The organism is Streptomyces sp. NPDC001750 (genome assembly GCF_042892615.1).
In the GTDB taxonomy this organism is placed as follows: Bacteria; Actinomycetota; Actinomycetes; order Streptomycetales; family Streptomycetaceae; genus Streptomyces.
In genome coordinates, this window is record NZ_JBIAUE010000025.1 from 55,101 (window position 1) to 80,775 (window position 25,675).

Sequence of the window (25,675 nt, forward strand, 5' to 3'; positions counted from 1 at the left end):
CATGTCGTGTCCGTCCGGTCCTGCCGGGCCCGGTCGTGTCCGGCCGGATTCCGTCCGTCGAGCCTAACGACTACTCGGGCAGACGGAGTTCCAGGTCGGCGCGGGGCTGTATGCCGTCGCGGCCTACTTCGGCCAGCAGCTGCGCGACGGGACCGGCGCCCGGCAGCTGGGCGTCGGGCTCGATGTCGTGCCACGGGGCGAGGACGAAGGCCCGCTCGTGGGCCCGGGGGTGGGGAAGGGTGAGCTCCGGGTCGTCGGAGACGACGTCCGCGTACGCCACGATGTCGACGTCGATGGTGCGCGGGCCGAAGCGCTCCTCGCGGACCCGCTCGAACGCCTCCTCGATGGCCTGGCCGCGCTCCAGGAGCGAGGACGGGGGGAGCGTCGTCTTCACCACGACGACCGCGTTGAAGTACGAGGGCTGGGAGCCGGGGGCGACGCCCCAGGGCTCCGTCTCGTACACCGGTGAGACGGCCTTGACCCGCAGGCCCGGGGTGTCCTCCAGCGCGTCTATGGCGCCCTGGAGGGTCTCCAGCCGGTTGCCGAGATTGGACCCCAGGGAGAGCACGGCGCGTTTGGGGTTGGAGAGGGTGCTGTCCGCGGCGTCCACCTGCGCGACCACGGAGGCGGGGACCGGCTGTACGGTCGGGTCGCTCTGCCCCTTGGTGGAAAAACCAGTCATACTCGGCTCCGTGTGATGGTGATGGTGACATCGTCGAAGGGGACGGTGATCGGCGCGTCCGGTTTGTGCACCACCACCTCCACCTCCTCGACTCCTTCGTGCTTGAGGCATTTCTGGGCGATGCGCTCCGCGAGCGTCTCGATCAGATCGACCGGTTCTCCCTGCACGACCTCGACGACCTCCTCGGCGACGATGCCGTAGTGCACCGTCTTGGTCAGGTCGTCGGTGGCTGCCGCGGGGCGGGTGTCCAGGCCGAGCACCAGGTCCACGATGAAGGTCTGGCCCTCTTCCCGTTCCCGGGGGAAGACGCCGTGGTGTCCACGGGCCTTGAGGCCGCGCAGCGCGACACGATCCACGCGAATCACTCCTGCTGTCGTTGGGCGTAGAGACACGGGGCCGCGTGCGGACGGCGAGGTGCTCTCTTTCGAATCTACCTTCGAGCACCGACAGTGCTCCCCCGTGGGGGCTATGGACAGGACCTCACGGGACTGGTAGCCGCTACTACCCGCAGACGTGAATTCCAACCCTCCCGGGAGGTGAACTTTCCGGTCGGGAGACGGCTTCCGGACGATCAGGAAAGGGCTCGTTCGCGCTCAGGAGATGGCTTTCGGCCGGTCAGGAGGCGCCTTCGTCGTTTCCGTTCTCGTTCTCGTCGTCGTCGGACTCGGTCAGTACGGGCGAGCCGTGGTGGGACCAGAGCTTCCAGCCGTCGGGGGTGCGCCGGAACACGTTGGTGGCAACGACGAGCTGGCCGACGAGCGGTCCGAGCGCGTTGCCGTCCTCGGCGGGCCCGCCGCTGAGGATGTTCTCCGTACAGGTCACCAGGGCCGTGTCGCCGGTCATCGAGACCGAGACGTCGGTCAGGAAGAACTGGATGTACTCGGTGTTGGCCATGATCAGGGCGTAACTGCGCAGCACCTCGCCGCGGCCGCTGAGCACCGGCCAGCCGGGGTGGACGCAGGAGACGGTGAGATCCTCGCCCGGCAGCCACAGCCCGGACAGTTCGTCGAGGTCGCCGCGCTCCATCGCCTCGTAGAAGGCGTTGTTGGCCTGCTCGACGGCCGCGATGTCGGCGGCGGCCTCCGCGTGCTCGTCGCGCGGCCCGCTCACGCGGCCCCCTCGACGGCGCGGGCGACCCGGACGGCGTCGGCGGTGGCGCGCACCTCGTGGACCCGGACGGCCCAGGCGCCCGCGTGGGCGGAGAGCGCGGAGACCGCCGCGGTGGCGGCGTCGCGTTCCCGGGCGGGCGGCGGCGCGCCCTCGCCGGCCAGCACATGGCCGAGGAAGCGCTTGCGGGAGGCGGCGACCAGCAGCGGGCGGCCCAGGGCGTGCAGGTCGTCGAGGTGGGCGACCAGGGTGAGGTCGTGGGCGGCGTCCTTGGCGAAGCCGAGGCCGGGGTCGATGACGATCCGTTCCGGGGCGACGCCGCCGGCGACCACGGCGTCCATCCGTTCCCGCAGCTCCCGGACGACCTCGGCGACGATGTCCTGGTACACCGCGCGGCTGTTCATCGACTCGCTGAAACCGCGCCAGTGCATGACGACGAACGGCACTCCGGCATCGGCGACGACCCCGACCATGGCCGGGTCGGCGAGGCCGCCGCTCACGTCGTTGACCAGGGCGGCCCCGGCCGCGACGGCCTCCTCGGCGACCCCGGCCCGCATGGTGTCCACGGAGACCGTGACGCCCTCGGCGGCCAGGCCCCGGACCACCGGGACCACGCGCCGCAGCTCCTCCGACGCGTCCACCCGGCTGGCACCGGGCCGGGTCGACTCGCCGCCGACGTCGATCAGATCGGCGCCCTGCGCGACCAGGTCGAGACCGTGTTTGATCGCGGCCGTGGTGTCGAACCAGCGGCCCCCGTCGGAGAAGGAGTCCGGGGTCACATTGACGACACCCATGACCGCACAGCGGTCCCACTCCGGCAGGCCCTGGACCGTGCCTCGTCCACGCAACGTACTCATGCGACCAGCGTAGGCCCCGTACGGTGTGCCGGTTACGCGGCGCGGGCGTGCTGCTCGCGGTCCGTGGCCGGAGTGTGGGCGCAGGGGCGGGGCTGGGAGCTGGGGAACCGGCGGGCGAACGGGCGGGGCAGGGCGAGGTTCACGAAGCCCTCCGCCCGCATGGCGGCCAGGGAGATCCGGGGCAGGTCCCGGGCGGTGCGGTAGACCACGAAGCGGGGCTCCCAGCGGGGCCGGAACTTGGCGTTGAACTTGTACAGCGACTCGATCTGGAACCAGCGCGAGAGGAAGATCAGCAGCCCGCGCCAGAGCCGCAGCACCGGTCCCGCGCCCAGCTTCTCGCCGCGGGCGAGAGCGGAGCGGAACATGGCGAAGTTCAGCGAGACCCGTCCGACGGACAGCCGGGGAGCGGCCTGGAGGGCGGCGACGATCAGCAGCTCGTTCATGCCGGGATCGGCGGAGCGGTCGCGGCGCATGAGATCGAGGGACATGCCGTCGTGGCCCCACGGGACGAAGTGGAGCACGGCCTTCAGGTCGCCGTAGGGGGACTCGGCACCCGGTTCGTCGGCCTTGTGGGCGGTGGCGATGACGCAGTCCCCGTCGGCCGGGTCGCCGATCCGGCCGAGCGCCATGGAGAAGCCGCGCTCGGTGTCGGTGCCCCGCCAGTCGTCGGCCGCCCGGCGGATGCGGGCCAGTTCGTCCTCGCCGATGTCGCGTGCGCGCCGGACCCGGGTCTCGTAGCCGAGGCGTTCAATGCGCTTCACCATCTGGCGCACGTTGCGCATCGGGCGCCCGGCGAGCGAGAAATCCGCGACGTCCACCACCGCCTCGTCGCCGAGTTCCAGCGCGTCGAGCCCGGTCTCGCGGGTCCAGACCTCGCCGCCGGTCTCGCTGCAGCCCATCACGGCGGGGGTCCAGGAGTGGGCCCTGGCCTCGTCCATGAAGCGTTCGATGGCGCCGGGCCATGCCTCCACGTCGCCGATCGGGTCGCCGCTCGCCAGCATCACCCCGGACACGACCCGATAGCAGACGGCCGCCTTGCCGCTCGGGGAGAAGACGACGGCCTTGTCGCGGCGGAGCGCGAAGTGGCCGAGCGAGTCCCGGCCGCCGTGCTTCTCCAGCAGGGCGCGCAGCCGGGCCTCGTCGTCCCCGGTGAGGCGCGCGGCGGGGTGTTCGGGACGGAAGGCCAGGTAGATGGTGGTGACGGCGGTCAGCAGGCCGAGGGCGCCGAGCGAGTACCCCACGGTCCAGGAGGTGTCCCCGCCGTAGTCCACGGGGCCCTCCACACCGAACAGCCCGTACAGCACGTGCTGGAGCCGGTCGGCGATACTGGGGCTGCCCACGATCCGCCGGGGATGGGAGCTGACGATGACGAGGCCCAGGCCCATCGAACCCGCACCGAGCACCACGAAGTTGGCCAGTGCCCACCAGCGGCTCCTCGGGTCGGGGAGCGCGGAGAACTCGCCGCGGTGACGGACCAGCAGCGCGCAGAGGGCCAGCGAGACGAGCATGCCGGTGATCGAGTGCCGGTAGAGGAACTGCGCCAGCGCCCCGGCCGGCAGCAGGACGACGGCAGCCCGCCAGGCCCGCCGCTTGCGCCGTTTGAGCCCGTGGGCGAGGAGCAGCAACAGGACGCCCGCGCTCAGGGAGAGAGCGGCGGCGAACGGTCCGAACGCGCCCGGCAGCACCTCGGCGAGCGCATGCATCCGGCTGTGCCGGAAGCGCGGGAAGACGCCCGCGGCGACGTCGATCAGGCCGACGACGGTGCAGGCGGTACCGATCAGCGTCGGGACGGTCTCGGGGCGCGGGCCCCGTACGAACTTGCGTACGGGACTCGGAACCGATCCTGATTTATCCCCATCTAGCGTGACAGACATCGCTTCCCGTGGCTCCGCGAGAGATTCCTGAGTTTCCTGAGTCCTTCGTCCGAGGGCTTTCGGACGATGTGCGAACTGTAGGACGAGGCTTCCGCGCTGAGGGTTTATCCGCGCACCGGAAATTTCCAGACAAGAAAGCTCACCCCCATGGGTCTTACCAGCACGACGCTTCTGGTCGCGGCCATCGCGCTGGGCGTGGTCTCCTTCGCCGCCACGGTCTGGTTCTGGCCGCGGCTGGCCCGGCGTGGCGTCTCCGTGGTGTTCGGGCGGGTCGGGCTGTTGCTCGTGACCCAGGTGATGCTGTTCGTCTCGGTCGCCCTGGCGGCCAACAAGTCGTTCCTCTTCTACGGTTCCTGGGCGGATCTGTTCGGCCAGGAACAGGAACAGGGCGTGGTCACGGACCACGCGGACGGGGCATCGGCCTCCAGGAACATCGTCCGGGTCGGGACGCAGCACTCGGGGGTCCCGGGCGCGCCGCGCCCCGCCGTGTCCGGGCGGATAGACAAGGTCGTGATCGCGGGCCGGAAGTCGGGGATAGAGAGCTCGGCGTACGTGTACCTCCCGCCGGAGTACTTCCGGCCCGAGTTCGCCCGCCGGAAGTTCCCCGCGGTCGTCGTCCTGACGGGTTATCCGGGCGTGTCGGAGAACCTCCTCAAGGGTCTGCGGTATCCCCAGACGGCACACGCGCGGGTGAAGGCCGGGCGCGCGCAGCCGATGATCCTGGTGATGCTGCGGCCCACGGTGGCGCCGCCGAGGGACACCGAATGCGTGGACATCAAGGACGGGCCGCAGACGGAGACATTCTTCGCCGAGGACCTGCCGCGGGTGATCTCGGAGGCGTACCGGGTCGGCACCCGGGCCCGCAACTGGGGCATCATGGGCAACTCGACCGGGGGTTACTGCGCGCTGAAGATCGGTCTCCACCACGCGGACCGGTTCGCCGCGAGCGCGGGACTCTCCGCGTACTACAAGGCGGCCGAGGACCCGACGACCGGCGATCTCTTCCATGGCGACCAGCGGGCACGCGACCGGGCGAACCTGATGTGGAGTCTGGACCACCTGCCGCAGCCCGACGCGTCCTTCCTGGTCACGACCTCCAGGCAGGGCGAGGGGAACTACCGGTCCACGCAGAAGTTCATCGCGAAGGTGAAGGCGCCCGCCCAGGTCTCGTCGATCGTGCTCGACAGCGGCGGGCACAACTTCAACACCTGGCGGCGGGAGATCCCCCCGGCCCTGGACTGGATGAGCAGCCGGCTCAGCGAGAACTGAGCTGCCCGGCCGCCCAGGGGCGCCGGCCGGCCACGAGGAAGCCCTACCGCCCGCCGGGGAGGCCCTGTCGGTCGTCGGGGGAGCCCGCCCGGCCGCCGGGGCCCAGCGGCCCGGCCAGGCTCTCCACGGACTCGACGGCCACCTCGGCGCGCGGCACGTCCTGGGCGTCGGCGTCGATGGAGCGACGCAGCGCCTCGTGGAGCCGTGCCGGGGTGAGCACGCCGAGGAACCGGCCGTTCGCCTCCTCGTCGATGACGGCGATCCAGCCCGCGTCGTGCTGGAGCATGGTGGCGAACGCCTGCTTGAGCGGGGCGCCGACCGGAAGCCACGCCTCCATCCGCCGGGCGTGGGCGCGGACCGTGCCGCCGGAGGCGGCCGGGGAAGCGGGCGCGGAGGCGGGGCCGGCTCCCGAACCGGCAGCGGACCGGGGCGCGGGGGCGGCTTTCGAGCCGGCGGACCGGGGCACGGGCCCGGCGGCGTGCGCGGTGGCGGGAGGGCCGGCCGGGATCCAGCCGTGCAGATTGTCCTCGCCGTCCAGGACGACCGCCCAGCGCGCCCCCTCGGCCCGGAGCCGTTCGGTCGCCCGCTCCAGGGAGTCGTCGAGATGGACGACGGGAGGCTGGTCGAGGTCACCCGCCTCGATGGGGGTCACGGAGAGCCGCTTGAGACCGCGGTCGGCGCCGACGAAGTCCGCGACATAGGGGGTGGCGGGCGCGCCGAGCACGGTCGCCGGGGAGTCGAACTGCTCGATGGTGCCCTGCCCGTAGACGGCGATCCGGTCGCCGAGCCGGACGGCTTCCTCGATGTCGTGCGTGACGAACAGCACGGTTTTGCGGACCTGTGCCTGGAGTTTCAGGAATTCGCTCTGCAGCCGTTCCCGTACGACCGGGTCGACCGCGCCGAAAGGCTCGTCCATCAGCAGCACCGGCGGGTCCGCGGCCAGCGCCCTCGCCACTCCCACGCGTTGGCGCTGACCGCCGGAGAGCTGTTCCGGATAGCGGTCGCCATAAACGGACGGGTCAAGTCCGACGAGGTCGAGGAGTTCCGCCGCGCGTGCGCGTGCCTTTGCCCGTTTCCAGCCCAGGAGATGAGGGACCGTCATGGTGTTTTCCAGGATCGTACGGTGCGGGAACAGGCCCACCTGCTGGATCACGTACCCGATACGACGGCGCAGCCGGACGGGGTCGATGGCGGATATGTCGTCACCGTCGAGGAATATCCGGCCCTCGGTCGGTTCGATCAGCCGGTTCACCATCTTCATGGTGGTCGTCTTGCCACAGCCCGACGGTCCGACGAGCGTGACCAGTTCACCCTCGGCGACCTCGAAGGAAAGGTCGTCGACGGCGGTGGTGCCGTCCGCGTACCGCTTGGTGACGTGCTCGAAACGGATCATGGTTCCCCATTGTCGCGGGTGTTGTGTGGAGGTCATGTTGCTGGAATACGACGGTCTCGGCGAGTGTCAGTGGTCGGGGATAGGGTCTCGGAACACCGGCGCTTCGGTGCGCCGAGTGCTTTGATGCTCCGGGTGCGTCGGTACTTCGGGCACTTCGGTGCTTCGGCGTACGGGACGGCCCGGCGTCGTACGCGGTATCCCGGCATTTCGGCGCGAGGCGGCAAAAGGGAGGTGGGGGCGGATGGCTGCCGTACAGAACTGCATGGTGACGAATGACTGGATCTGCGGGGAGTATCTCCGTTCCCGCAGCGAGGAACTGACGGACGCGACGGTCCAGCACATCTGGATCACGGCGGTATCGGTGCTGATCGGGCTGCTCGTGGCCTTTCCGCTGGCGCTGCTCGCCCGCCGCGGCCCTCGCTTCGCCGGTCCGGTCCTCGGCCTGACGACGGTGCTCTACACCGTGCCCTCGCTGGCCATGTTCTCGCTGCTGCTGCCGTTCTTCGGGCTGTCCGCCGCGCTGGTGGTCACCGGCCTGGTGCTGTATTCGCTGACCATCCTCGTGCGGAACATCCTGGCGGGTCTCGAAGCCGTTCCGCAGGAGGCCAGGGAAGCCGCAAAGGGCATGGGATACGGGCCGGTCCGGCTGCTCTGGGAGGTCGAACTCCCGCTCGCGATGCCCGCGGTGATGGCAGGCGTGCGGATCGCCACGGTCTCGACGATCGCCCTGACGACGGTCGGGTCGATCATCGGCAGGGGCGGTCTCGGCAATCTGATCGCGGATGCCCTGCCCAGCTTCTTCAAGGCGCAGGTGCTCACCGCCTCGGTCCTGTGCGTGCTGCTCGCGGTCGTCGCCGATCTGCTGCTGCTGGGGCTCCAGCGCCTGCTGACCCCCTGGACCCGAATACGCGCCACTCCCTCACGCACCACGGCGAAGGCGGTCTGACCATGGGCGTTCTCGGTCAGGCGTGGACCTGGCTCACCACCGGGGCGAACTGGACGGGGGAGAACGGGGCGGCCCACCGGCTCGTCGAGCACCTCTGGGTCAGCGGGGTCGCGCTCGCCGCCGCCTGCGCGATCGCGCTGCCGGTCGCGCTGTACCTGGGCCACATCGGGAAGGGGGGTGCGCCGGCCGTCAACCTCTCCAACGTGGGGCGGGCGGTCCCGGTCTTCGCGGTGCTGGCCCTCTTCATGGTCTCGCCGCTGCGCAACGCCGGGTACGTGCCGACGATCGTCGCGCTGGTGCTGTTCGCCGTGCCGCCGCTGCTCACCAACGCCTACGTCGGGATGGCGGAGGTGGACCGTTCGGTGACCGAGGCGGCGCGGGGCATGGGGATGTCCGGCGGGCAGTTGTTCGTACGGGTCGAGCTCCCGCTGGCCTACCCGATGATCATGACCGGGCTGCGCTCGGCGGCGGTGCAGGTGGTCGCCACGGCGACGATCGCGGCGATGGTCGGCCAGGGCGGTCTCGGCCGGATCATCACGGCCGGCTTCAACACGTACGACACTCCGCAGGTCGTCGCGGGGGCGGTGCTGGTCGCGTCGCTCGCCCTGCTGGTGGAGGCGGTGCTGGTGGTGCTCGGACGGGTGCTCTCGCCGCTGCGCCGCCGCCGCGGGACGGCATGAGGGCCCGCATGAGACCCGGCACGAGGGCCGGCACAAGAGGCCCGCACGAGAGCCGGCGCCGAGGGGCCCCTCGCCCGTGCCCGGAGCGGGGGAGGGCGCGCCCCGCCCGCCGAGGCGTGCCCCGCACCCGAACAGTCCTGACCCATTTCGTACTCGAACAGCCCTGGCGCTGTGGACGGAGAACACCATGAGCAAGACCTCGCGCATAGCCGGCGCGGTCATCGGCATGGTCGCGCTGGCGGGCTCGCTCGCCGCGTGCGGCGGCGACAGCCTGGAGAAGAACAAGGGCGGCTCGGCGTCCTCCGGCGGATCCGGCGGCGGCGAGAAGGGCCCGCTCGTCATCGGCGCGGCCTCCTTCACCGAGTCCAAGGTGCTCGCGGAGCTCTACGCGCAGATCCTGGGCGACGCCGGATACCGCACCTCGGTCACCACCGTGGCCAACCGGGAACTCTACGAACCTTCCCTGGAGAAGGGCGAGATCGACGTCGTTCCCGAATATGCCGCGACGATCGCGGAATTCCTCAACGCCAAGGCGAACGGCGCGAAGGAGGCCACGAAGAAGCCGGTGGCCTCGGGCGACGCCGCCGCCACGGTCGCGGCGTTGGAGAAGCTCGCCGCCCCGCGCGGACTGAAGGTGCTCCCGGCAGGCGCGGCCGTCGACCAGAACGCCTTCGCGGTGACCGAGGAATTCGCGGCCGAACACAAGCTCAAGTCGCTTTCGGATCTCGGCAGATCGAAGGTCGCGGTGAAGATCGCCGCAGGTGACGAGTGCGAGGTGCGGCCGTTCTGCGCGCCGGGTCTGAAAAAGACGTACGGCATCAATGTCACCGGCATCGACCCCAAGGGAGTCGGCACGCCGCAGTCCAAGCAGGCGGTCAAGGACGGCAAGGACCAACTGGTCCTCACGACCACCACGGACGCGGTGCTCGACAGCTACGGCCTGGTGTTCCTGGAGGACGACAAGAAGCTCCAGAACGCCGACAACGTACTGCCGGTCGTCAATGCGAAGGACGCGGGTTCGCAGGACGTCGCCGACGCGCTCGGCAAGATCACCAAGGCGCTGACCACCGAGGACCTCGCGGAACTGAACCGCAAGGTCGACGCGGAGCGCGCAAAGCCCGCCGATGTGGCCAAGGACTATCTGCGGTCGAAGGGCCTCATCGGGAAGTAGCGGCCGGAAGCAGGGAGAGGTGGAGAAGCAAGGCGGGATTCGGGACGTGAAGGGGGCCGTCAGGTAACCGGCCGGGAACAGATTGCCGGGCAGTCCCCCAAGTTCCTCCTACGCACGGTAAATTTCAGGCCATGCCACGTGGACGTCATCGCCATTCGACACCGCTGCACAGAATCCTTCCGCCCTCGGCCGTCGCCGGGGTCTCGGTCCTCTGCGCCGCGGGCGCCTGGCTGCTCGCCGAACCCCTGGTCCTGCGCGGTCTGGTGGCCGCCACGGCGGCCGCCGCGGTGACCGGCGCGTATCTGATGCGCAGTTGGGACCGGGAGGCCGGCCGTCGGGTCGCGGAGCTCAAGCGTGCCCGCGCCGGTGACGAGTGGCGGGCCGAGGAACGCGTGGCCGAGCTGGAGTCCGACCTGGAGGAGGCGCGCGAGCTGCGCACCCGTCTGGAGACGAAGCTGCGGCGCAAGCGGGTGGAGCTGGCCCATCTGCGCGGGGAGCACGCCGCGCTGTTGCGCCGGTACGCCAACGCCGAGACGGGACGCGCCAGCGCGCTGGAGGGCCGCAGGCGGCTCGCGCTCGAAGCCGCGGCTCCCAGGGAGCTGCCGGCCGCGCGCAGCACCCCGACCCCGGCCGCCTATCTGCGTGCCGCACAGGCGCTGGAGGACCTGCCGCGCAACAGGGCGCTCCAGGAGGCCCGGCGCAACGCCGAGGAGGCCCGGAAGCGGGACCTCGCCGAGCGGGACCCGAAGACGGAGGAGCGGCCGGGCAGGCACACGGCGGCCGAGGACGACGCCTCCCCGGCGCGGCAGCCGCGTCCGACGACCGGGCTTCCCGCGTCCCGGCCGTCCGCCGCGCTGCTCCCGGCGCGTCCGGTGCCGGCCGCCAGCACGGTCGCCCCGGGGGCGGCGCCCCGCCGCCAGCAGGTGCCACAGGGCAGCTTCGACTTCTTCGGCACGCAGAAGACGCGCACCGCGATCGAGTCCGTGCAGAACGAGGACCTCGCGGACGTGGTGGGCGAGGAGGCGCTGGCCGCCCACCGCACGGGCACGGCGGAGAACGGTGCCGTCGGCAAGGTCATCGACCTGACCGCGCACGACGAGACGGAGCAGATGGACATGGTGGAGCTGCGCACCGCGATCTCGTAGCCGCGCGCTCGCGCCGTTCTCCCGGGCCGCCCGTCGTTCGCGTACGGGCGGCCCGGACCGTTGTTCGCGTACGGGCGGCCCGGACCGTTGTTCCGTGTGTTCGCGCGAGGGCGGCCCGATCGTTGTCCGCGAAACAGCGCGAGGGCGGTCCGGACCGTGTTCGTACGGACGGCCGGGGGCGTCAGCCGTCGGCTACTTGTCGATGTCTCCGACGACGAAGAAGAGCGAGCCCAGGATCGCCACCATGTCGGCGACCAGGGTGCCCGGCAGCAGCTCGCCGAGCACCTGGATGTTGTTGTACGAGGCGGCGCGGAGCTTCAGCCGGTACGGGGTCTTCTCGCCCTTGGACACCAGGTAGTAGCCGTTGATGCCGAGCGGGTTCTCGGTCCAGGCGTAGGTGTGGCCCTCGGGGGCCTTCAGCACCTTGGGCAGGCGCTGGTTGATCGGGCCGGGCGCCAGGCCGGCCATCCGGTCCAGGCAGGCGTCCGCCAGGTCCAGGGAGTTGTGCGTCTGTTCCAGCAGGCACTCGAAGCGGGCCAGGCAGTCGCCCTCGGTGCGCGTGACGACCTTGAGGGTGTCGCCCAGTTCCCCGTACGCGAGGTACGGCTCGTCGCGCCGCAGGTCGAAGTCGACGCCGGAGGCGCGGGCGATCGGCCCGGACACCCCGTACGCGTGCACGGTCGTGGCGGGCAGCACCCCGACTCCCCGGGTGCGGCCCCTGAAGATCTCGTTGCCGAGCACCAGGTCGTCGTACACGTCCATCCGGGCCCGGACCGCCGCGACGGCGTCCCTGGCACGGCCGAGCCAGCCCGCGGGGAGGTCCTCCTTGAGCCCGCCGACCCGGTTGAACATGTAGTGCATCCGGCCGCCGGAGACCTCCTCCATCACGGCCTGGAGCTCCTCGCGCTCGCGGAACGCGTGGAACACCGGGGTGATCCCGCCGAGTTCGAGCGGGTACGAGCCGAGGAACATCAGATGGTTCAGGATCCGGTTCAGCTCGGCGAGCAGGGTGCGCGTCCAGACCGCCCGCTCCGGGACCTCCATGCCGAGCATCCGTTCCACGGCCATGACGACGCCCAGTTCGTTGGAGAACGCCGACAGCCAGTCGTGGCGGTTGGCGAGCATCACGATCTGCCGGTAGTCGCGGGCCTCGAACAGCTTCTCCGCGCCGCGGTGCATGTAGCCGATGACCGGTTCGGCGTGCTGGACGCGTTCGCCGTCGAGGACGATGCGCAGTCGGAGCACGCCGTGCGTGGAGGGGTGCTGAGGGCCGATGTTGAGCACCATGTCGGTGCTCTCCGCCGCGCCGCCGATGCCGACCGTCGTCTCCGTCATGCAGCCAGTATTCCTGAACGGTGAGGTGACGGGGCGGTGAGGTGACGGGGTGGTGAGGTGGCGAGGTGACGGGGCGGTGAGGTGACGGGGTGGTGAGGTGGCGAGGTGACGGGGCGGCGAGGTGACGGGGCGGCGAGGTGACGAGGTGACGGGGTGAGTGCGGGCCGCAGGGGACGGCACGGGGGGCACGGGACGCGGGGGCGCAGGTCACCGGACACGGGTCACGGACACGGTCACGGGCCCGGGGCGCCCGTGCGCGTACGGGGGCGCGTACGGGCGCGGGGCGCGGTTTCCGCGGCGCCGCCCGGCGCGTGCGTGCCCCGGGCGCCAGCCGTCATACGCGTCGCATCAGCCATCCGAAGTCGCCCAGACCGCCCCGGGCCGTCAGCTCCGCCGCCTCGCCCGCCGAGGCCAGGGCCCGTACGTACCCGGCCGGATCGGCCGACGCCAGGGACAGGGGCGGGCGGGCGCCGTCGACGCCGAGCCGGTGCAGCGCCTCGCGCTGCGTCAGCACCTCCGATGCCGGCCCGGACGCCCTGACGTGCCCGGCGCCGGTTGCCGCACCGGTCCCGGGGACGGCCCCGGCGTCCACCGCCGCCGCGCACGCGTCCAGCGCCACATGCGAGGTGAGGTCGCAGCTGCCGTCCGGCACCGGCCGTACCTCGCGGCCCGACCGGAAGCCGGTGAGCGTGCCGAAGGGCGGTCGCGTCCCGCGCGCGTGGGCGTAGTCCACGGCCACCGCGAGCCCGCCGCCGAGCGTGGACACCGCCCGCGCCCACGCCTCGTCGCGCGGGCGCCCGATCTCCGCCCGGCGGCAGCCCGGCCCGGCCGACGGCCACCAGCGGCGCAGCCACTCCGCGTCGGGCCCGGTCACCGGCTCGCCCAGCCGCTCCTCGCCGTCCGAGGCCCGGACCAGGACGTACCGGTCGACACCGTCCGCGTCCGTCTCCGCGACGTCGGTCGGCACGTTGTCCAGCCACTCGTTGGCGAACAGCAGGCCGTGGACCCCCGACGGCGGTTCCGCGCACCACTCGATCCGGGCATCGAGACCGTCCGGGCGGGCGGCGACCTCCACCGCGTACGCCCGTACGACGAGCCCGTCGGCGTCCTCGGCCGGCAGCGCCGCCAGCACCCCCGTCAGCAGTTCGCCGCGCCCCGCCCCGAGGTCCACCAGGTCGACCTCGTCGGTGCCCAGGTCGCGGGCCGTCCGTACCAGCAGCCGGGCGACGGCGGAGGCGAACAGCGGGGACGCGTGGACGGAGGTACGGAAGTGACCGGCCGGCCCCTCGGGCCTCCGGTAGAACCCCCCGTCCCCGTACAGAGCGGTCTGCGCCGCCTCACGCCACCCACGCCACTCGTCCGTCGCGCCTGCCGCGTCCGTCGTGCCCGTCACGTCCGCCATGTCCGCCGCGCCCATCCCGACCGTCACGTTCTCCGTGTTCGCCATGTCCGCCGTGCCCATCCCGACCGTCACGTTCTCCGTGTCCGCCCATGCCTGCCGTGCCCGTCCCGCCCGTCCCGACCGTCACGATTTCCAAGTCTCCACCTTGGGGAGTACGGTCCCGCAGGTCGGATCGGCCCTTCGGCTGACCCGGGCACCTTCCGCCTTCCCTACGCTGGATCACGTGCAGCGCCTCTACGCCTTCCTCCGCAGACACCCGACGGGCGTCGACACCTTCTGGGCTGTCTTCCTCCTCGGGCTCTCCGGACTGTCGGCGGCGACAGTGGAGAGCGGCGGGGGACTGCTGGCCGCCGTGCTGATCGCCACCGGCCTGAGCACCGTCGTCGCGCTGCGCCGACGCGCCCCGGAGAAGATGCTGCTGCTGGCCATCGCGATGGGCGTGGCGCAAGTGCTGACCGGGGTCGTGCCGGGCCCCGCCAACTTCGCGATGCTGGTGATCGTGTTCACCGTGGCGACGGTGGGGGAGCGCTGGGCCTCGCGGCTCGCGCTGGTGTGCAGCCTGGGCGCGGCGGGGCTCGCCCAGCTGCGCTGGCCCGCGGAGACGGGGCAGACCGGCTGGTTCCAGCAGGTCTTCGTCGCCATCGTGATGACCGTGCCGTTCGTGCTGGCCTGGGTGCTCGGCGACTCGATGCGGACCCGGCGCGCCTACTTCAATCAGCTGGAGGAGCGGGCGGCCCGGCTGGAGCGGGAGCGCGAGGCGCAGTCGAAGGTCGCGGTGGCCGCCGAGCGGGCCCGTATCGCCCGCGAACTCCACGACGTCGTCGCGCACAACGTGTCGGTGATGGTGGTGCAGGCCGACGGGGCGGCGTACGTCATGGACGCGGCGCCCGACCAGGCCAAGCAGGCCCTGGAGACCATCTCCAGCACCGGCAGGCAGGCCCTCGCCGAGATGCGGCGGCTGCTCGGGGTGCTGCGGACCGGGGACGCGGAGGAGAGCGGGGAGTACGTCCCGCAGCCCGACGTCGGCCAGATCGAGGACCTGGTCGAACAGGTGCGGCAGACCGGTCTGACCGTCGACTTCAAGATCGAGGGAACGCCGCGCCCGCTGCCCAGCGGGGTCGAGCTGACCGCGTACCGCATCGTGCAGGAGGCGCTGACCAACACCCGCAAGCACGGCGGCCCGGATGCCGGGGCCAGCGTGCGGCTGGTCTACTTCGACGACGGGCTCGGGCTGCTGGTCGAGGACGACGGACGGGGCGCCTCGCACGAGATGTACGAGGACGGGGGCGCCGACGGCGCGGGCCACGGGATGATCGGGATGCGCGAGCGCGTCGGCATGGTCGGCGGAACGCTGGACGCCGGGCCGCGCCCGGGCGGCGGCTTCCGGATCAGCGCGCTGCTGCCGCTCAAACCGGCCCGCTGATGCTCCGGATCCGGACCGGGACGAGGATCGTGTGCGGGCACGCTCGGGGCCGGGGCCCCGAGGGGGTCCGCTGCCGGGTCGGGACGCGGGTCCGGATCGGGCCGGGGCCGAACCCGGGTCGGATCCGGATCGGGCCGGGACCGAAACAGGATCGGGTCCGGATCGGACCGGGGCCGAACCCGGATCGGATCCGAGCCCCAGCCGCCTGCCGGCACCGCCGGCCCACCAGACGTGCCGGACCCGGCCGCCGCGCCGGGGCCACCGGCCCACCCACACCTTCGCCCCGGATGATGCGGGACAGACAGGAGACAGACCCTCATGGCGATCCGCGTGATGCTCGTCGACGACCAGGTGCTGCTGCGCACCGGCTTCCGGATGGTGCTCGCCGCCCAGCCGGACATGGAGGTCGTGGCCGAGGCCGGTGACGGCGCCGAGGCGATCGACGTGCTGCGCTCCACCGCGGTCGACGTGGTGCTGATGGACGTCCGGATGCCGAGGCTGGACGGCGTGGAGGCCACCCGGCGCATCTGCGCGCAGCCGGGCGCGCCCAAGGTGCTCATCCTGACCACGTTCGACCTGGACGAGTACGCCTTCTCCGGGCTGAAGGCCGGGGCCAGCGGCTTCATGCTCAAGGACGTCCCGCCCGCCGAACTGCTGAGCGCCATCCGCGCCGTGCACAGCGGCGACGCCGTCGTCGCGCCGTCCACCACCCGCCGTCTGCTCGACCGCTTCTCGCCGATGCTGCCGGGTGGTACGAGCGAACCGAAGCACCAGGGCGTCGCCAAGCTCACCGAACGCGAGCGCGAGGTGATGCTGCTGGTCGCACAGGGACTGTCGAACGGCGAGATCGCGGCACGCCTGGTGCTCTCCGAGGCCACCGTGAAGACGCACGTGGGCCGCATCCTCACGAAGCTGAACCTGCGCGACCGGGTGCAGGTCGTCGTCCTCGCGTACGAGACGGGGCTGGTCCGGGCCGGCGGCGGGGCCGGGGCGGTCTGACCGACGGGGACGAGGGGGCGGCCGGTCCGGGCGTTCCGTCGGCCGGTTCAGCGCAGGATGCCCTCCAGGAAGTCGCTGCCGAGCCGGGCCACCGTGGTCAGGTCCAGCTGGTGCAGCACGTAACGGCCGCGCCGGCGGGTGGTGACCAGACCCGCCTTCTTCAGCACCGCGAGATGCCGGGAGACCTCGGGGGCCGTGATGCCGTGCGTGTCGGCGAGTTCGCCGGTCGTGTGCGCGGAACGGGCGAGGTGGCGGCACAGACGCATCCGCATGGGGTGGGCCAGCGCCTCCAGCCGTAGCTGGAGCAGCTCCACGGAGGCGGGGGAGGGCAGCTCGGGCTGGTGCACCGGGTAGTGGATCACCGGCCGCCAGCCCGGCGCGTGCAGCAGGTTGAGGTGCGGCCAGCCGAAGGTGGACGGGATGAGGGTGAGCCCGGGGCCGACGGCGCTGGTCCGGCCGTCGGACAGCTTGTCCGCGCTGATCAGGGTCGCCTCCTCGTCGAGGGCCAGTGCCGGGGACACCGCCTTCAACGCCTCGCCGAGCCCCTTGCGGCGCAGCAGGTCCGTCTTGTGCCGGGCGTCGGCGACCAGCTGGACCCGAACCCGCTGCCAGGTCTCGGCGAAGAACGCCTGGTCGCAGTCCTCGAAGAGACGCCGCACCCAGCGGCGCACGGGCGCGGGGTCGGCCAGCAGCTGCTGGGTGAACTCCACCTGGCGAGGTCCCCGCGCCGCCGCCATCTCCAGGGCACGGGCGTGCATCGTCGGGTTGCCGAGCGGAGAGGGCGCGCCGAGCCCGTACAGGCTGGTGCAGGTGAACTCCAGGGCGGCGGACACGAACCGTTCGTCGTCCAGCCGGTCGAGGGTGTCCAGGTCCTCGGCCAGGTTCGCGCCCGTCCTGCCGTCGCCGCCGCGCACCCCGGCGAACGCCATGAAGACGTCCGAGAACGTGTGGCGCCACAGGAAGTCCGCCTCGTGCAGGCGGTCGGCGAGATCGGGCTCCAGCGCGCTGGCCGTCGCCGTCGCCCAGCCGTGCAGACCCGGGTGGTGTCCGGGTTCGGAGAGGGCGTGCAGGGCCAGTCCCAGTTCCGCGAGGGGAGAGGTCCCGAAGACGATGCGGTCGGGGGCCAGGCCCTTGATGTCGATGTGCACGCTCACCCCTCCATGGTGCGGGGTGCGTGCGGAAGTCATTCGCCCGTTTGACGGCGGTCGTCAAATGACGGGCCGTGCGGGCGGCCCCGGCCCACGCTGTGGGGATGGACGCCATTCAACAGCAGATGTTCGACAGCTACCGCGCGATCGCGAGGGGCGAGACGCCGCCGCCGTCGCCGGGGCGGCACGACTGGGAGGTGCTGCGCGGGGCCCGCGACCGGCAACGGTTCGAGGCCGTGATCGCGGGCCGTCCGGTGGGCGGCCGTCGGCGGGCGCTGCTACGGGCCCTGCGCGCGATGTTCGCGCGGCGCCCCCGGCCGGTGCGCTGACCGGCCGGGGGCGGGGCGTGCGGTGGAGGGACGCTGCGAGGGCGCCGAGCCGTGTGCCACGAGGACCGCCCCGGTCCTGCGAGGGCCGCGTCTCCCACGAGGACCGCGCACTACGAGAACCCGCCCTGGTTCTACGGATCCTTCCTGGTTCTACGAGGGCCTCTTGGTCCTACGAGGCCCCTTCCGGCTCTATGCGAACCTTCCTGGTTCTACGGGGACCTCTTGGTCCTACGAGGCCCCTTCCGGTTCTACGAGGATCCTTCCGCGGGGTTCACCAGGGCCAGGAACGCGGCCACCGCCTCCCGGACGTCGGCCGCCGTCCACTCCAGTGCTTCCCGGCCCACCGAGACCTCGGTGAACGCCACCCCGGGCGGACCGGCGGGCGTGGAGTGCCAGCCGTGGAAGAGGGCCGTGCCCGTCTCCTCCGCCTGCCGCGTCGACGCCTCCGTCAGGGCGTTTGCCCCGTACGGCAGCCAGAGCTGGAACTGGTGCGTGTGCGGCGGCTCCGGATGCACCCGGAACCAGCCGACGCCGGCCGCCGTGAGGCCCTCGGCCAGCGCCTCGGCCACCACCTTCGCCTGCGCCACGTACGACGGGAGCAGGGGAAGCTCCCGGTCCAGGCCGATCAGCGCGGCGAGCGCCGCCGGGAACTGCTGGAAGAGCTGCCCGCCGTACCGGTGACGCCAGGCACGGGCCTCCTCGATCAGGGACTCCGGACCGGCCAGTGCGGCACCGGAGAGTCCGCCCAGGGTCTTGTAGAACGACACGTACACGCTGTCCGCGAGCGCCGCGATCTCCGGCAGCTCGCGCCCGAAATGGGGCGCGCACTCCCACAGCCGCGCGCCGTCGAAGTGCACCACCGCGTCGCGTTCGCGCGCCGCCGCCACCACTTCCTCCAGCTCCTCCCACGTGGGCAGGACGAAACCGGCGTCGCGCAACGGCAGCTCCAGCATCAGCGTGCCGAACGGCTCGGAGAGGTCACGGACCTCCTGTGCTGTGGGCTGGCGGGGCTCGGACGTCGGGTGGACGGTGCGCAGCCCGCTCACCGTCCCCAGCGCGCCGCGCTCGTGCACCTCCGGGTGGGCCATGGGGTGCAGCGCCACCGTGGAGTTGCCCGTCCGTCCGGCCCAGCAGCGCAGCGCGACCTGCTGCGCCATCGTCCCGGTCGGGAAGAACGCCGCCGCCTCCATGCCCAGCAGCTCCGCGACCCGCTCCTCCAGCTCGGCGACCACACCGTCGCCGTACATGTCCGCGGGTCGGTCGAGATCGGTGACGTCCCCGGCCCCCGCCACCAGCGCGGCCAGCCGTTCACCGACCGGGAGGTGCATGGGCGGGCGGCTCAGGGCCCGCTCGGCGCTGCGCCAGGCCCGCAGCCTGCGCAGTCGCCGCTCCTGTGCCGAGGGCTGCTCGTCGGCGCCCGCCGCCCCCGCCGTACCCTCCGCCGGGTCCGCCGTCCCCGCCGATCCCTCCGTCATGTCCGCCGCGTGTGCCGTGTCCGTCGCGTCCGTCGCGTCTGTCGCGTCTGTCGTAGGTGTCGCGTCCGCCGTTGCGTCCGTTGCGGTGCCCGCTGTATCCGTCATGGGGCGATCATCACGCAGTGACCGGCCCGGTCCCGCATGGTTTTCGCATGATGGTCGTGTGCGCGGGCCGCCCGGCCGGGCCCCGTGCGGTACTTCCCGCAGGTGGCTCCCACAGGTGGCTCCCACAGGTGGCTCCCGCAGGCCGCTCCCGCGGGCTGCGACAGTTCCCACAGGCTGTGGACGGCCGGGAGCCCGGACGCGACGCTGGCGTAGCATGCAGAGGAATCGTCCGGTACCCCCTGCGGACTGGAACGGAAGGCCACCGCCGAGTGAACGCAACACCTCCCAAGGAACCCCTCGACGCGAGGGACCGCCCCGCCCGACTCACGGTCGGCGTCGTGGGCGCGGGTCGCGTCGGCCCCGCCCTCGCCGCGTCGCTGAGCCTCGCCGGACATCGTCCCGTCGCCGTGTCGGGCGTCTCCGACGCCTCCGTGCGCCGGGCCGCCGAGCTGCTCCCCGACGTCCCGCTGGTGCCGCCCGCCGAGGTGCTGGCGCGTGCCGAGCTGGTGCTGCTCACCGTGCCCGACGACGCCCTGCCCGGCCTGGTCGAGGGACTGGCCGGGACCGGAGCGGTGCGGCCGGGTCAGCTGCTCGTCCACACCTCGGGGCGGTACGGGGCGAAGGTGCTGGACCCCGCCCTGCGGGCCGGGGCACTGCCGCTCGCCCTGCATCCGGTGATGACGTTCACCGGCACCTCCGTCGATGTCCAGCGGCTGGCCGGCTGCTCCTTCGGCGTGACCGCCCCGGAGGAGCTGCGACTCGCCGCGGAGGCGCTGGTCATCGAGATGGGCGGGGAGCCCGAGTGGATCGCGGAGGAGGCCCGCCCGCTCTACCACGCGGCGCTCGCCCTCGGCGCCAACCACCTGGTCACCCTGGTCGCCCAGTCGATGGAGCTGTTGCGTACGGCCGGGGTCGCCGCCCCCGACCGGATGCTCGGGCCGCTCCTCGGCGCCGCGCTCGACAACGCCCTGCGCTCCGGCGACGCGGCCCTGACCGGCCCGGTGGCCCGCGGTGACGCGGGCACGGTCGCCGCGCACATCGACGAGCTGCGCAGGCACGCGCCACAGGCCGTGGCCGGTTACATCGCGATGGCCCGGGCCACCGCCGACCGCGCCCTCGCCCACGGCATGCTCAAGCCGGAACCGGCCGAGAACCTCCTCGGCGTCCTGGCCGACGACGCCGGCACCACGGGCGGCAGCGGACCACGGGAGCCCTGATGACCACCACACCCGGCAGGCCCGGAACCGCTCCCGAGTCCGGAACCGACCCCGTACCCACCGCCCCCGACACGCCCCCCGCCACCGCCATGCCCACCACCGCCCGCACCCCCGCGTCCGCCCCGTCGGCCGCCCTTCTCCGTACGGCCGCCGAGCTCGCCGCGTTCGCGCCGCTCAAGGGCCCCCGGGCCGTCGTCATGACCATGGGCGCCCTGCACGAGGGCCACGCCACCCTGATCCGTACCGCGCGCGCGACGGCGGGTCCGGACGGCCAGGTCGTCGTCACCGTCTTCGTCAACCCGCTCCAGTTCGGCGAGGCGGCCGACCTGGAGCGCTACCCCCGCACCCTCGAAGCCGATCTCGCCGTGGCGGGCGCGGCAGGCGCCGACGCCGTCTTCGCGCCGTCCGTCGACGAGGTCTACCCCGGCGGCGAACCACAGGTCCGCGTCTCGGCGGGTCCCATGGGCGAACGCCTCGAAGGCGCGTTCCGCCCCGGGCACTTCGACGGCATGCTCACCGTCGTCGCCAAGCTCCTCCATCTCACCCGCCCCGACCTCGCGTTCTACGGTCAGAAGGACGCCCAGCAGCTGGCGCTGATCCGCCGCATGGTGCGCGACCTGAACTTCCCGGTGGAGATCGTCGGCGTGCCGACCGTCCGTGAGCCGGACGGCCTCGCGCTCTCCAGCCGCAACCGCTTCCTGGACATCGAGGAGCGGCGCACCGCCCTCGCCCTGTCCCGGGCCCTGTTCGCGGCGCGGGACCGGCTCGCCGCCCAGCAGGCGCTGCACGCCCGAGCGCAGACCACCGCGGCCACCACCGGCCGGGCCGCCGCGCTCACCGCGCTCGGCGAGGCCCGCGCCGCCGCCGACACCCAGGCGGTGGCCCTGGCCCGCCCCGTGGACGGGCCCGCGGCGGTACGGGCCGCGGCGCGGCTGGTCCTCGACGACGCCGCGGCCGAGCAGCCGCCGCTGGTCCTGGACTATCTCGCGCTCGTGGACCCGTCCGACTTCACCGAGATCCCCGACGACCGCACCACCGGCGACGCGATCCTCGCGGTCGCCGCGAAGGTCGGCGCCACCCGCCTCATCGACAACATCCCGCTGACCTTCGGAGCCACCCCGTGACCGGAATACGCCACCACGCGACCGGAATACGGCTGACCGCCCCCGCCCCCGGCTGGTCCATCGACGCCGATGTCGTGGTGGTCGGTTCGGGCGTGGCCGGTCTCACCGCCGCGCTGCGCTGCGCCGCCGCGGGCCTCGCCACCGTCGTCGTCACCAAGGCCCGCCTCGACGACGGCTCCACCCGCTGGGCGCAGGGCGGCATCGCCGCGGCCCTCGGCGAGGGCGACACCCCGGAGCAGCACCTGGACGACACCCTGGTCGCGGGCGCGGGCCTGTGCGACGAGGACGCGGTACGGACCCTGGTGACCGAGGGGCCCGACGCCGTACGCAGGCTCATCGGGGCCGGCGCCCGCTTCGACACCACGGACGGCGGCGAGATCGCGCTGACCCGGGAGGGCGGCCACCACCGCAGCCGCATCGCCCACGCGGGCGGCGACGCGACGGGCGCCGAGATCTCCCGGGCCCTGGTCGCGGCGGTCCGCGAGGCCGCCCTGCGCACCATCGAGAACGCCCTCGTCCTGGACCTGCTGACGGATGCCGACGGCCGTACCGCGGGCGTCACCCTGCACGTCATGGGCGAGGGCCGGCACGACGGCGTCGGCGCGGTGCGTGCCCCCGCCGTGGTGCTCGCCACCGGCGGCATGGGCCAGGTCTTCTCCGCCACCACCAACCCGGCCGTCTCCACCGGGGACGGCGTGGCCCTGGCGCTGCGGGCGGGGGCGGAGGTCTCCGACCTCGAATTCGTCCAGTTCCACCCCACGGTCCTCTACCTCGGCGCCGACTCCGAGGGCCAGCAACCCCTGGTGTCGGAAGCGGTACGGGGCGAGGGCGCCCATCTCGTCGACGCGTCCGGTGCGCGTTTCATGGTGGGGCAGCACGAACTGGCGGAGCTGGCCCCGCGCGACATCGTCGCCAAGGCCATCACGCGCCGGATGGAGCTGCACGGCACCGAGCACATGTATCTCGACGCCCGCCACTTCGGGGCCGACATGTGGGAACGGCGCTTCCCCACGATCCTGGCCGCCTGCCGCGCCCACGGCATCGACCCGGTCACCGAGCCCATCCCGGTCGCGCCCGCCGCGCACTACGCCTCCGGCGGCGTGCGTACCGACCTGCGCGGGCGCACGACCGTACCCGGCCTGTACGCCTGTGGCGAGGTCGCCTGCACCGGCGTGCACGGCGCGAACCGGCTGGCGTCCAACTCCCTCCTGGAGGGCCTCGTCTTCGCCGAACGCATCGCGACGGACATCGTCGAGCGGGCGAACGACGCCGAGCACGTGCGCGATGCCGAGCAGACCAACGACACCGCGCAGACCAACGGCGTTGCGCAGACCGGCAGCACGGCGCGGGCGGACGACGCCGGGCCTGCCGCCGAAGGGACCACCCCCCGGACCCCTGTCGCGGCCGACCGGCCCCTCGCCGCAGCCGCGGACCCGGCCGCCCTCCCCGCCCCGTCCCCGCTGCTCGACCCCGAGCAGCGCGGCACCGTCCAGCGGATCATGACCCGGGGCGCCGGAGTCCTTCGTTCCGCCGAGAGCCTGGCCGCCGCCGCCGACGCGCTCGAAGCCCTGCACGACGGCGCCGTCCGAGCCGCGGCCCCGGACGGCGCACGGGACGCCGACGCACCGGACGCCGACGCACCGGGCGCCGACGCACCGGACGCCGACCGTCCCAAGCCCGCCGAGCCCGGCGTCGAGGCATGGGAGGCCACCAACCTGCTGCTCGTCTCGCGCGTCCTGGTCGCCGCCGCCCGCCGCCGTGAGGAGACCCGCGGCTGCCACTGGCGCGAGGACCGGCCCGAGCGCGACGACGAGAACTGGCGCCGCCACCTCGTCGTCCGGCTCACCTCGGAGCGCCGGCTCGTCCTCCGTCGGACGGAGACTGCGGCATTCGGGCCCGTAAGCCCTGCGCAGGCGCCAGACTGCGCAGCAGCATCCCCGATCCCCCCGACGACCACCCCGACGACTGATCCACCCCCCGCCGACGTGACCGAGGAGTCGCAACCGTGAGCACGCCCGAAGAGAATCCGCGCCCCACCCCCGTGGACGTACCGCTGATCCAGATCGGTGCGCCCGCGCCCGCCGCGGGCGGCGGCTGCGGTGACGGCTGCGGCTGCGGTGCCGACGGGGCCCACGACACCGACGGATGGGAGTGCGGCCTCGACCCCGACCTCGCCCGGCTCCTCGCCGACGCGGGCCTGGACCCGGTCCAGGTCGAGGACGTCGCGCACGTCGCCCTCGCGGAGGACCTCGACGGCGGGGTCGACGTCACCACCGTCGCCACGGTCGCCGAGGACGCCGTGGCCACCGGCGACTTCACCGCCCGCGAGGCCGGCGTCGTGGCCGGTCTGCGCATCGCCGAGGCGGTCCTGTCGATCGTCTGTGCCGACGAGTTCACGGTCGAGCGGCACGTCGAGGACGGTGACCGGGTCGCCCCCGGCCAGAAGCTGCTGACCGTCACCACCCGCACCCGTGACCTGCTGACCGGTGAGCGCAGCGCACTCAACCTGCTGTGCCGGCTCTCCGGCATCGCGACCGCCACCCGCGCCTGGGCCGACGTCCTGGAGGGGACGAAGGCCAAGGTCCGCGACACCCGCAAGACCACTCCGGGCCTGCGTGCCATGGAGAAGTACGCGGTGCGCTGCGGCGGCGGCGTCAACCACCGCATGTCCCTGTCGGACGCGGCGCTGGTCAAGGACAACCACGTCATCGCGGCGGGCGGGGTGGCCGAGGCGTTCAAGCGGGTACGGGACGAGTTCCCGGACGTGCCGATCGAGGTCGAGGTCGACACTCTCCAGCAGGTCCGGGAGGTCCTCGACGCGGGGGCCGACCTGATCCTGCTGGACAACTTCACGCCGCTCCAGACCGCCGAGGCCGTCGCCCTGGTCGGCGGACGCGCGGTCCTGGAGTCGTCCGGGCGCCTCTCCCTCGACACCGCGCGCGCCTACGCGGAGGCGGGCGTCGACTACCTGGCCGTCGGCGCGCTCACCCACTCCTCGCCGATCCTCGACATCGGCCTCGACTTCCGCGACACCGTCGACACCGACAACGACACCGACGGGACCGACGCCTGATGCTGCTCACCATCGACGTCGGCAACACCCACACCGTCCTCGGCCTGTTCGACGGCGAGGAGATCGTCGAGCACTGGCGGATCTCCACCGACGCCCGCCGCACCGCCGACGAACTCGCGGTCCTGCTCCAGGGCCTGATGGGCGCCCACCCCCTGCTCGGCGAGGAGCTGGGCGACGGCATCGAGGGCATCGCGATCTGCTCCACCGTCCCCGCCGTCCTGCACGAGCTGCGCGAGGTGACTCGCCGCTACTACGGCGACGTTCCCGCGGTTCTCGTGGAGCCGGGCATCAAGACCGGGGTGCCGATCCTCATGGACAACCCGAAGGAGGTCGGCACGGACCGCATCATCAACGCGGCCGCCGCCGCCGACCTGTACGGCGGTCCCGCGATCGTCGTCGACTTCGGCACGGCCACCACCTTCGACGCAGTCTCCGCACGCGGCGAGTACGCCGGTGGCGTCATCGCTCCCGGCATCGAGATCTCGGTCGAGGCGCTCGGCGTCAAGGGCGCCCAGCTCCGCAAGATCGAGCTGGCCAGGCCGCGCAGCGTGATCGGCAAGAACACGGTCGAGGCGATGCAGGCGGGGATCGTCTACGGCTTCGCCGGCCAGGTCGACGGTGTCGTCGCCCGGATGAAGAAGGAGCTGGCGGACGACCCCGACGACGTCACGGTCATCGCGACGGGCGGCCTTGCTCCGATGGTGTTGGGGGAGTCCTCCGTCATCGACGAGCACGAGCCGTGGCTGACCCTCATCGGTCTGCGGCTGGTGTACGAGCGGAACATCTCCCGGATGTAGCGGGCACTGGGCTCACCTGCGGGAACGGCGTGGCGGAACGGAGGCCGCCGCCGCGCCGCCGACGCCCAGTTAAGAGGATTTTGTCCATTTAGCACGTATTGTCGCGCCATGCCCACGCCCTACG

23 protein-coding genes are annotated in these 25,675 nt (G+C 72.6%); 13 read left to right on the forward strand and 10 right to left on the reverse strand.

Annotation, left to right across the window (positions count from 1 at the left end):
- Positions 1-70 precede the first annotated feature (70 nt).
- The 5 genes from folK to ACFYY6_RS30210 all read right to left on the reverse strand — a co-directional run bounded on the left by folK (position 71) and on the right by ACFYY6_RS30210 (position 4,520).
- Positions 71-682 (reverse strand): 2-amino-4-hydroxy-6-hydroxymethyldihydropteridine diphosphokinase, encoded by a 612-nt coding sequence (gene folK / locus ACFYY6_RS30190; protein WP_351632593.1) that lies wholly within the window; start codon positions 680-682, stop codon positions 71-73.
- Positions 679-1,038 carry a dihydroneopterin aldolase gene (folB, locus tag ACFYY6_RS30195; RefSeq protein ID WP_073789606.1) on the reverse strand — a complete coding sequence of 120 codons (360 nt, stop codon included), beginning with the start codon at positions 1,036-1,038 and terminating at the stop codon, positions 679-681. The genes folK and folB overlap by 4 nt, the downstream gene beginning before the upstream one ends.
- A gap of 259 nt (positions 1,039-1,297) precedes the next feature.
- Complete coding sequence (locus tag ACFYY6_RS30200) at positions 1,298-1,792, reverse strand: nuclear transport factor 2 family protein (protein ID WP_386608415.1); 495 nt, start codon at positions 1,790-1,792, stop codon at positions 1,298-1,300.
- Entirely contained in the window at positions 1,789-2,646 is an 858-nt protein-coding gene (gene folP / locus ACFYY6_RS30205) for a dihydropteroate synthase (protein ID WP_351518825.1), read from the reverse strand. The genes ACFYY6_RS30200 and folP overlap by 4 nt, the downstream gene beginning before the upstream one ends.
- Positions 2,647-2,678: 32 nt before the next feature.
- Complete coding sequence (locus ACFYY6_RS30210) at positions 2,679-4,520, reverse strand: phosphatidylglycerol lysyltransferase domain-containing protein (protein WP_351518827.1); 1,842 nt, start codon at positions 4,518-4,520, stop codon at positions 2,679-2,681.
- A gap of 147 nt (positions 4,521-4,667) precedes the next feature.
- On the opposite strand from ACFYY6_RS30210, the gene ACFYY6_RS30215 reads away from it, so the two are divergent.
- Positions 4,668-5,789: an alpha/beta hydrolase gene (locus ACFYY6_RS30215; protein WP_388651401.1), complete on the forward strand. Its 1,122-nt coding sequence runs from the start codon at positions 4,668-4,670 to the stop codon at positions 5,787-5,789.
- A gap of 43 nt (positions 5,790-5,832) precedes the next feature.
- On the opposite strand, the gene ACFYY6_RS30220 is transcribed toward ACFYY6_RS30215, so the two are convergent.
- On the reverse strand, positions 5,833-7,182 hold the full coding sequence (locus tag ACFYY6_RS30220; RefSeq protein ID WP_389196584.1) for an ABC transporter ATP-binding protein: 1,350 nt from the start codon (positions 7,180-7,182) through the stop codon (positions 5,833-5,835).
- A gap of 241 nt (positions 7,183-7,423) precedes the next feature.
- On the opposite strand from ACFYY6_RS30220, the gene ACFYY6_RS30225 reads away from it, so the two are divergent.
- From ACFYY6_RS30225 to ACFYY6_RS30240, 4 genes are all read left to right on the forward strand, one after another.
- On the forward strand, positions 7,424-8,128 hold the full coding sequence (locus ACFYY6_RS30225; protein ID WP_073789616.1) for an ABC transporter permease: 705 nt from the start codon (positions 7,424-7,426) through the stop codon (positions 8,126-8,128).
- A 2-nt stretch (positions 8,129-8,130) separates the two neighbouring features.
- Positions 8,131-8,808: an ABC transporter permease gene (locus ACFYY6_RS30230; protein ID WP_351518832.1), complete on the forward strand. Its 678-nt coding sequence runs from the start codon at positions 8,131-8,133 to the stop codon at positions 8,806-8,808.
- 187 nt (positions 8,809-8,995) lie between these two features.
- Positions 8,996-9,979: an ABC transporter substrate-binding protein gene (locus ACFYY6_RS30235; protein WP_389196586.1), complete on the forward strand. Its 984-nt coding sequence runs from the start codon at positions 8,996-8,998 to the stop codon at positions 9,977-9,979.
- Positions 9,980-10,110: 131 nt separating this feature from the next.
- On the forward strand, positions 10,111-11,124 hold the full coding sequence (locus ACFYY6_RS30240; protein WP_351518835.1) for a hypothetical protein: 1,014 nt from the start codon (positions 10,111-10,113) through the stop codon (positions 11,122-11,124).
- A 192-nt stretch (positions 11,125-11,316) separates the two neighbouring features.
- Here the strand turns inward: ACFYY6_RS30240 and ACFYY6_RS30245 are convergent, their stop codons facing one another.
- Both ACFYY6_RS30245 and ACFYY6_RS30250 read right to left on the reverse strand, forming a co-directional pair.
- Positions 11,317-12,459 (reverse strand): NADH-quinone oxidoreductase subunit D, encoded by a 1,143-nt coding sequence (locus ACFYY6_RS30245; RefSeq protein WP_351518837.1) that lies wholly within the window; start codon positions 12,457-12,459, stop codon positions 11,317-11,319.
- Positions 12,460-12,793: 334 nt separating this feature from the next.
- The gene (locus tag ACFYY6_RS30250) at positions 12,794-13,861 is read right to left on the reverse strand and encodes an SAM-dependent methyltransferase (protein WP_389196602.1); all 1,068 of its coding nucleotides are present in this window, start codon (positions 13,859-13,861) and stop codon (positions 12,794-12,796) included.
- Positions 13,862-14,084: 223 nt separating this feature from the next.
- On the opposite strand from ACFYY6_RS30250, the gene ACFYY6_RS30255 reads away from it, so the two are divergent.
- The gene (locus tag ACFYY6_RS30255; RefSeq protein ID WP_351518839.1) at positions 14,085-15,284 is read left to right on the forward strand and encodes a sensor histidine kinase; all 1,200 of its coding nucleotides are present in this window, start codon (positions 14,085-14,087) and stop codon (positions 15,282-15,284) included.
- Positions 15,285-15,602: 318 nt separating this feature from the next.
- Complete coding sequence (locus ACFYY6_RS30260; RefSeq protein WP_351518841.1) at positions 15,603-16,283, forward strand: response regulator transcription factor; 681 nt, start codon at positions 15,603-15,605, stop codon at positions 16,281-16,283.
- A 47-nt stretch (positions 16,284-16,330) separates the two neighbouring features.
- Here ACFYY6_RS30260 and ACFYY6_RS30265 read toward each other — a convergent pair whose 3' ends face one another.
- Positions 16,331-17,431 (reverse strand): DUF5937 family protein, encoded by a 1,101-nt coding sequence (locus tag ACFYY6_RS30265; protein WP_351518879.1) that lies wholly within the window; start codon positions 17,429-17,431, stop codon positions 16,331-16,333.
- A gap of 104 nt (positions 17,432-17,535) precedes the next feature.
- Between ACFYY6_RS30265 and ACFYY6_RS30270 the strand changes: the two genes are divergently transcribed.
- Complete coding sequence (locus ACFYY6_RS30270) at positions 17,536-17,760, forward strand: hypothetical protein (RefSeq protein ID WP_386608412.1); 225 nt, start codon at positions 17,536-17,538, stop codon at positions 17,758-17,760.
- Between the two features lie 248 nt (positions 17,761-18,008).
- On the opposite strand, the gene ACFYY6_RS30275 is transcribed toward ACFYY6_RS30270, so the two are convergent.
- Positions 18,009-19,235, reverse strand: coding sequence for a beta-eliminating lyase-related protein (locus tag ACFYY6_RS30275; RefSeq protein ID WP_351518880.1), 1,227 nt, complete (start codon positions 19,233-19,235; stop codon positions 18,009-18,011).
- A gap of 374 nt (positions 19,236-19,609) precedes the next feature.
- On the opposite strand from ACFYY6_RS30275, the gene ACFYY6_RS30280 reads away from it, so the two are divergent.
- The 5 genes from ACFYY6_RS30280 (at position 19,610) to ACFYY6_RS30300 (ending at position 25,551) form a co-directional block, all read left to right on the forward strand.
- Positions 19,610-20,557, forward strand: coding sequence for a DUF2520 domain-containing protein (locus tag ACFYY6_RS30280; protein WP_351518844.1), 948 nt, complete (start codon positions 19,610-19,612; stop codon positions 20,555-20,557).
- 89 nt (positions 20,558-20,646) lie between these two features.
- Positions 20,647-21,681 (forward strand): pantoate--beta-alanine ligase, encoded by a 1,035-nt coding sequence (panC, locus tag ACFYY6_RS30285; protein WP_389196604.1) that lies wholly within the window; start codon positions 20,647-20,649, stop codon positions 21,679-21,681.
- Positions 21,678-23,690: an L-aspartate oxidase gene (locus tag ACFYY6_RS30290; protein ID WP_389196588.1), complete on the forward strand. Its 2,013-nt coding sequence runs from the start codon at positions 21,678-21,680 to the stop codon at positions 23,688-23,690. Before panC ends, ACFYY6_RS30290 begins: the two co-directional genes overlap by 4 nt.
- The gene (nadC, locus tag ACFYY6_RS30295) at positions 23,687-24,754 is read left to right on the forward strand and encodes a carboxylating nicotinate-nucleotide diphosphorylase (protein WP_386608409.1); all 1,068 of its coding nucleotides are present in this window, start codon (positions 23,687-23,689) and stop codon (positions 24,752-24,754) included. The genes ACFYY6_RS30290 and nadC overlap by 4 nt, the downstream gene beginning before the upstream one ends.
- Positions 24,754-25,551 carry a type III pantothenate kinase gene (locus ACFYY6_RS30300; RefSeq protein ID WP_351518848.1) on the forward strand — a complete coding sequence of 266 codons (798 nt, stop codon included), beginning with the start codon at positions 24,754-24,756 and terminating at the stop codon, positions 25,549-25,551. Before nadC ends, ACFYY6_RS30300 begins: the two co-directional genes overlap by 1 nt.
- Positions 25,552-25,675: the final 124 nt, after the last annotated feature.

Excerpts from the sequence above, each read along its gene's own strand:
- folK (WP_351632593.1), bottom strand. The coding sequence starts at position 682 with ATGACTGGTTTTTCCACCAAGGGGCAGAGCGACCCGACCGTACAGCCG.
- folP (WP_351518825.1), bottom strand. The coding sequence starts at position 2,646 with ATGAGTACGTTGCGTGGACGAGGCACGGTCCAGGGCCTGCCGGAGTGG.
- ACFYY6_RS30210 (WP_351518827.1), bottom strand. The coding sequence starts at position 4,520 with ATGTCTGTCACGCTAGATGGGGATAAATCAGGATCGGTTCCGAGTCCC.
- ACFYY6_RS30215 (WP_388651401.1), top strand. The coding sequence starts at position 4,668 with ATGGGTCTTACCAGCACGACGCTTCTGGTCGCGGCCATCGCGCTGGGC.
- ACFYY6_RS30220 (WP_389196584.1), bottom strand. The coding sequence starts at position 7,182 with ATGATCCGTTTCGAGCACGTCACCAAGCGGTACGCGGACGGCACCACC.
- ACFYY6_RS30225 (WP_073789616.1), top strand. The coding sequence starts at position 7,424 with ATGGCTGCCGTACAGAACTGCATGGTGACGAATGACTGGATCTGCGGG.
- ACFYY6_RS30230 (WP_351518832.1), top strand. The coding sequence starts at position 8,131 with ATGGGCGTTCTCGGTCAGGCGTGGACCTGGCTCACCACCGGGGCGAAC.
- ACFYY6_RS30235 (WP_389196586.1), top strand. The coding sequence starts at position 8,996 with ATGAGCAAGACCTCGCGCATAGCCGGCGCGGTCATCGGCATGGTCGCG.
- ACFYY6_RS30240 (WP_351518835.1), top strand. The coding sequence starts at position 10,111 with ATGCCACGTGGACGTCATCGCCATTCGACACCGCTGCACAGAATCCTT.
- ACFYY6_RS30245 (WP_351518837.1), bottom strand. The coding sequence starts at position 12,459 with ATGACGGAGACGACGGTCGGCATCGGCGGCGCGGCGGAGAGCACCGAC.
- ACFYY6_RS30250 (WP_389196602.1), bottom strand. The coding sequence starts at position 13,861 with ATGGCGGACGTGACGGGCACGACGGACGCGGCAGGCGCGACGGACGAG.
- ACFYY6_RS30260 (WP_351518841.1), top strand. The coding sequence starts at position 15,603 with ATGGCGATCCGCGTGATGCTCGTCGACGACCAGGTGCTGCTGCGCACC.
- ACFYY6_RS30270 (WP_386608412.1), top strand. The coding sequence starts at position 17,536 with ATGGACGCCATTCAACAGCAGATGTTCGACAGCTACCGCGCGATCGCG.
- ACFYY6_RS30275 (WP_351518880.1), bottom strand. The coding sequence starts at position 19,235 with ATGACGGAGGGATCGGCGGGGACGGCGGACCCGGCGGAGGGTACGGCG.
- panC (WP_389196604.1), top strand. The coding sequence starts at position 20,647 with ATGCCCACCACCGCCCGCACCCCCGCGTCCGCCCCGTCGGCCGCCCTT.
- ACFYY6_RS30300 (WP_351518848.1), top strand. The coding sequence starts at position 24,754 with ATGCTGCTCACCATCGACGTCGGCAACACCCACACCGTCCTCGGCCTG.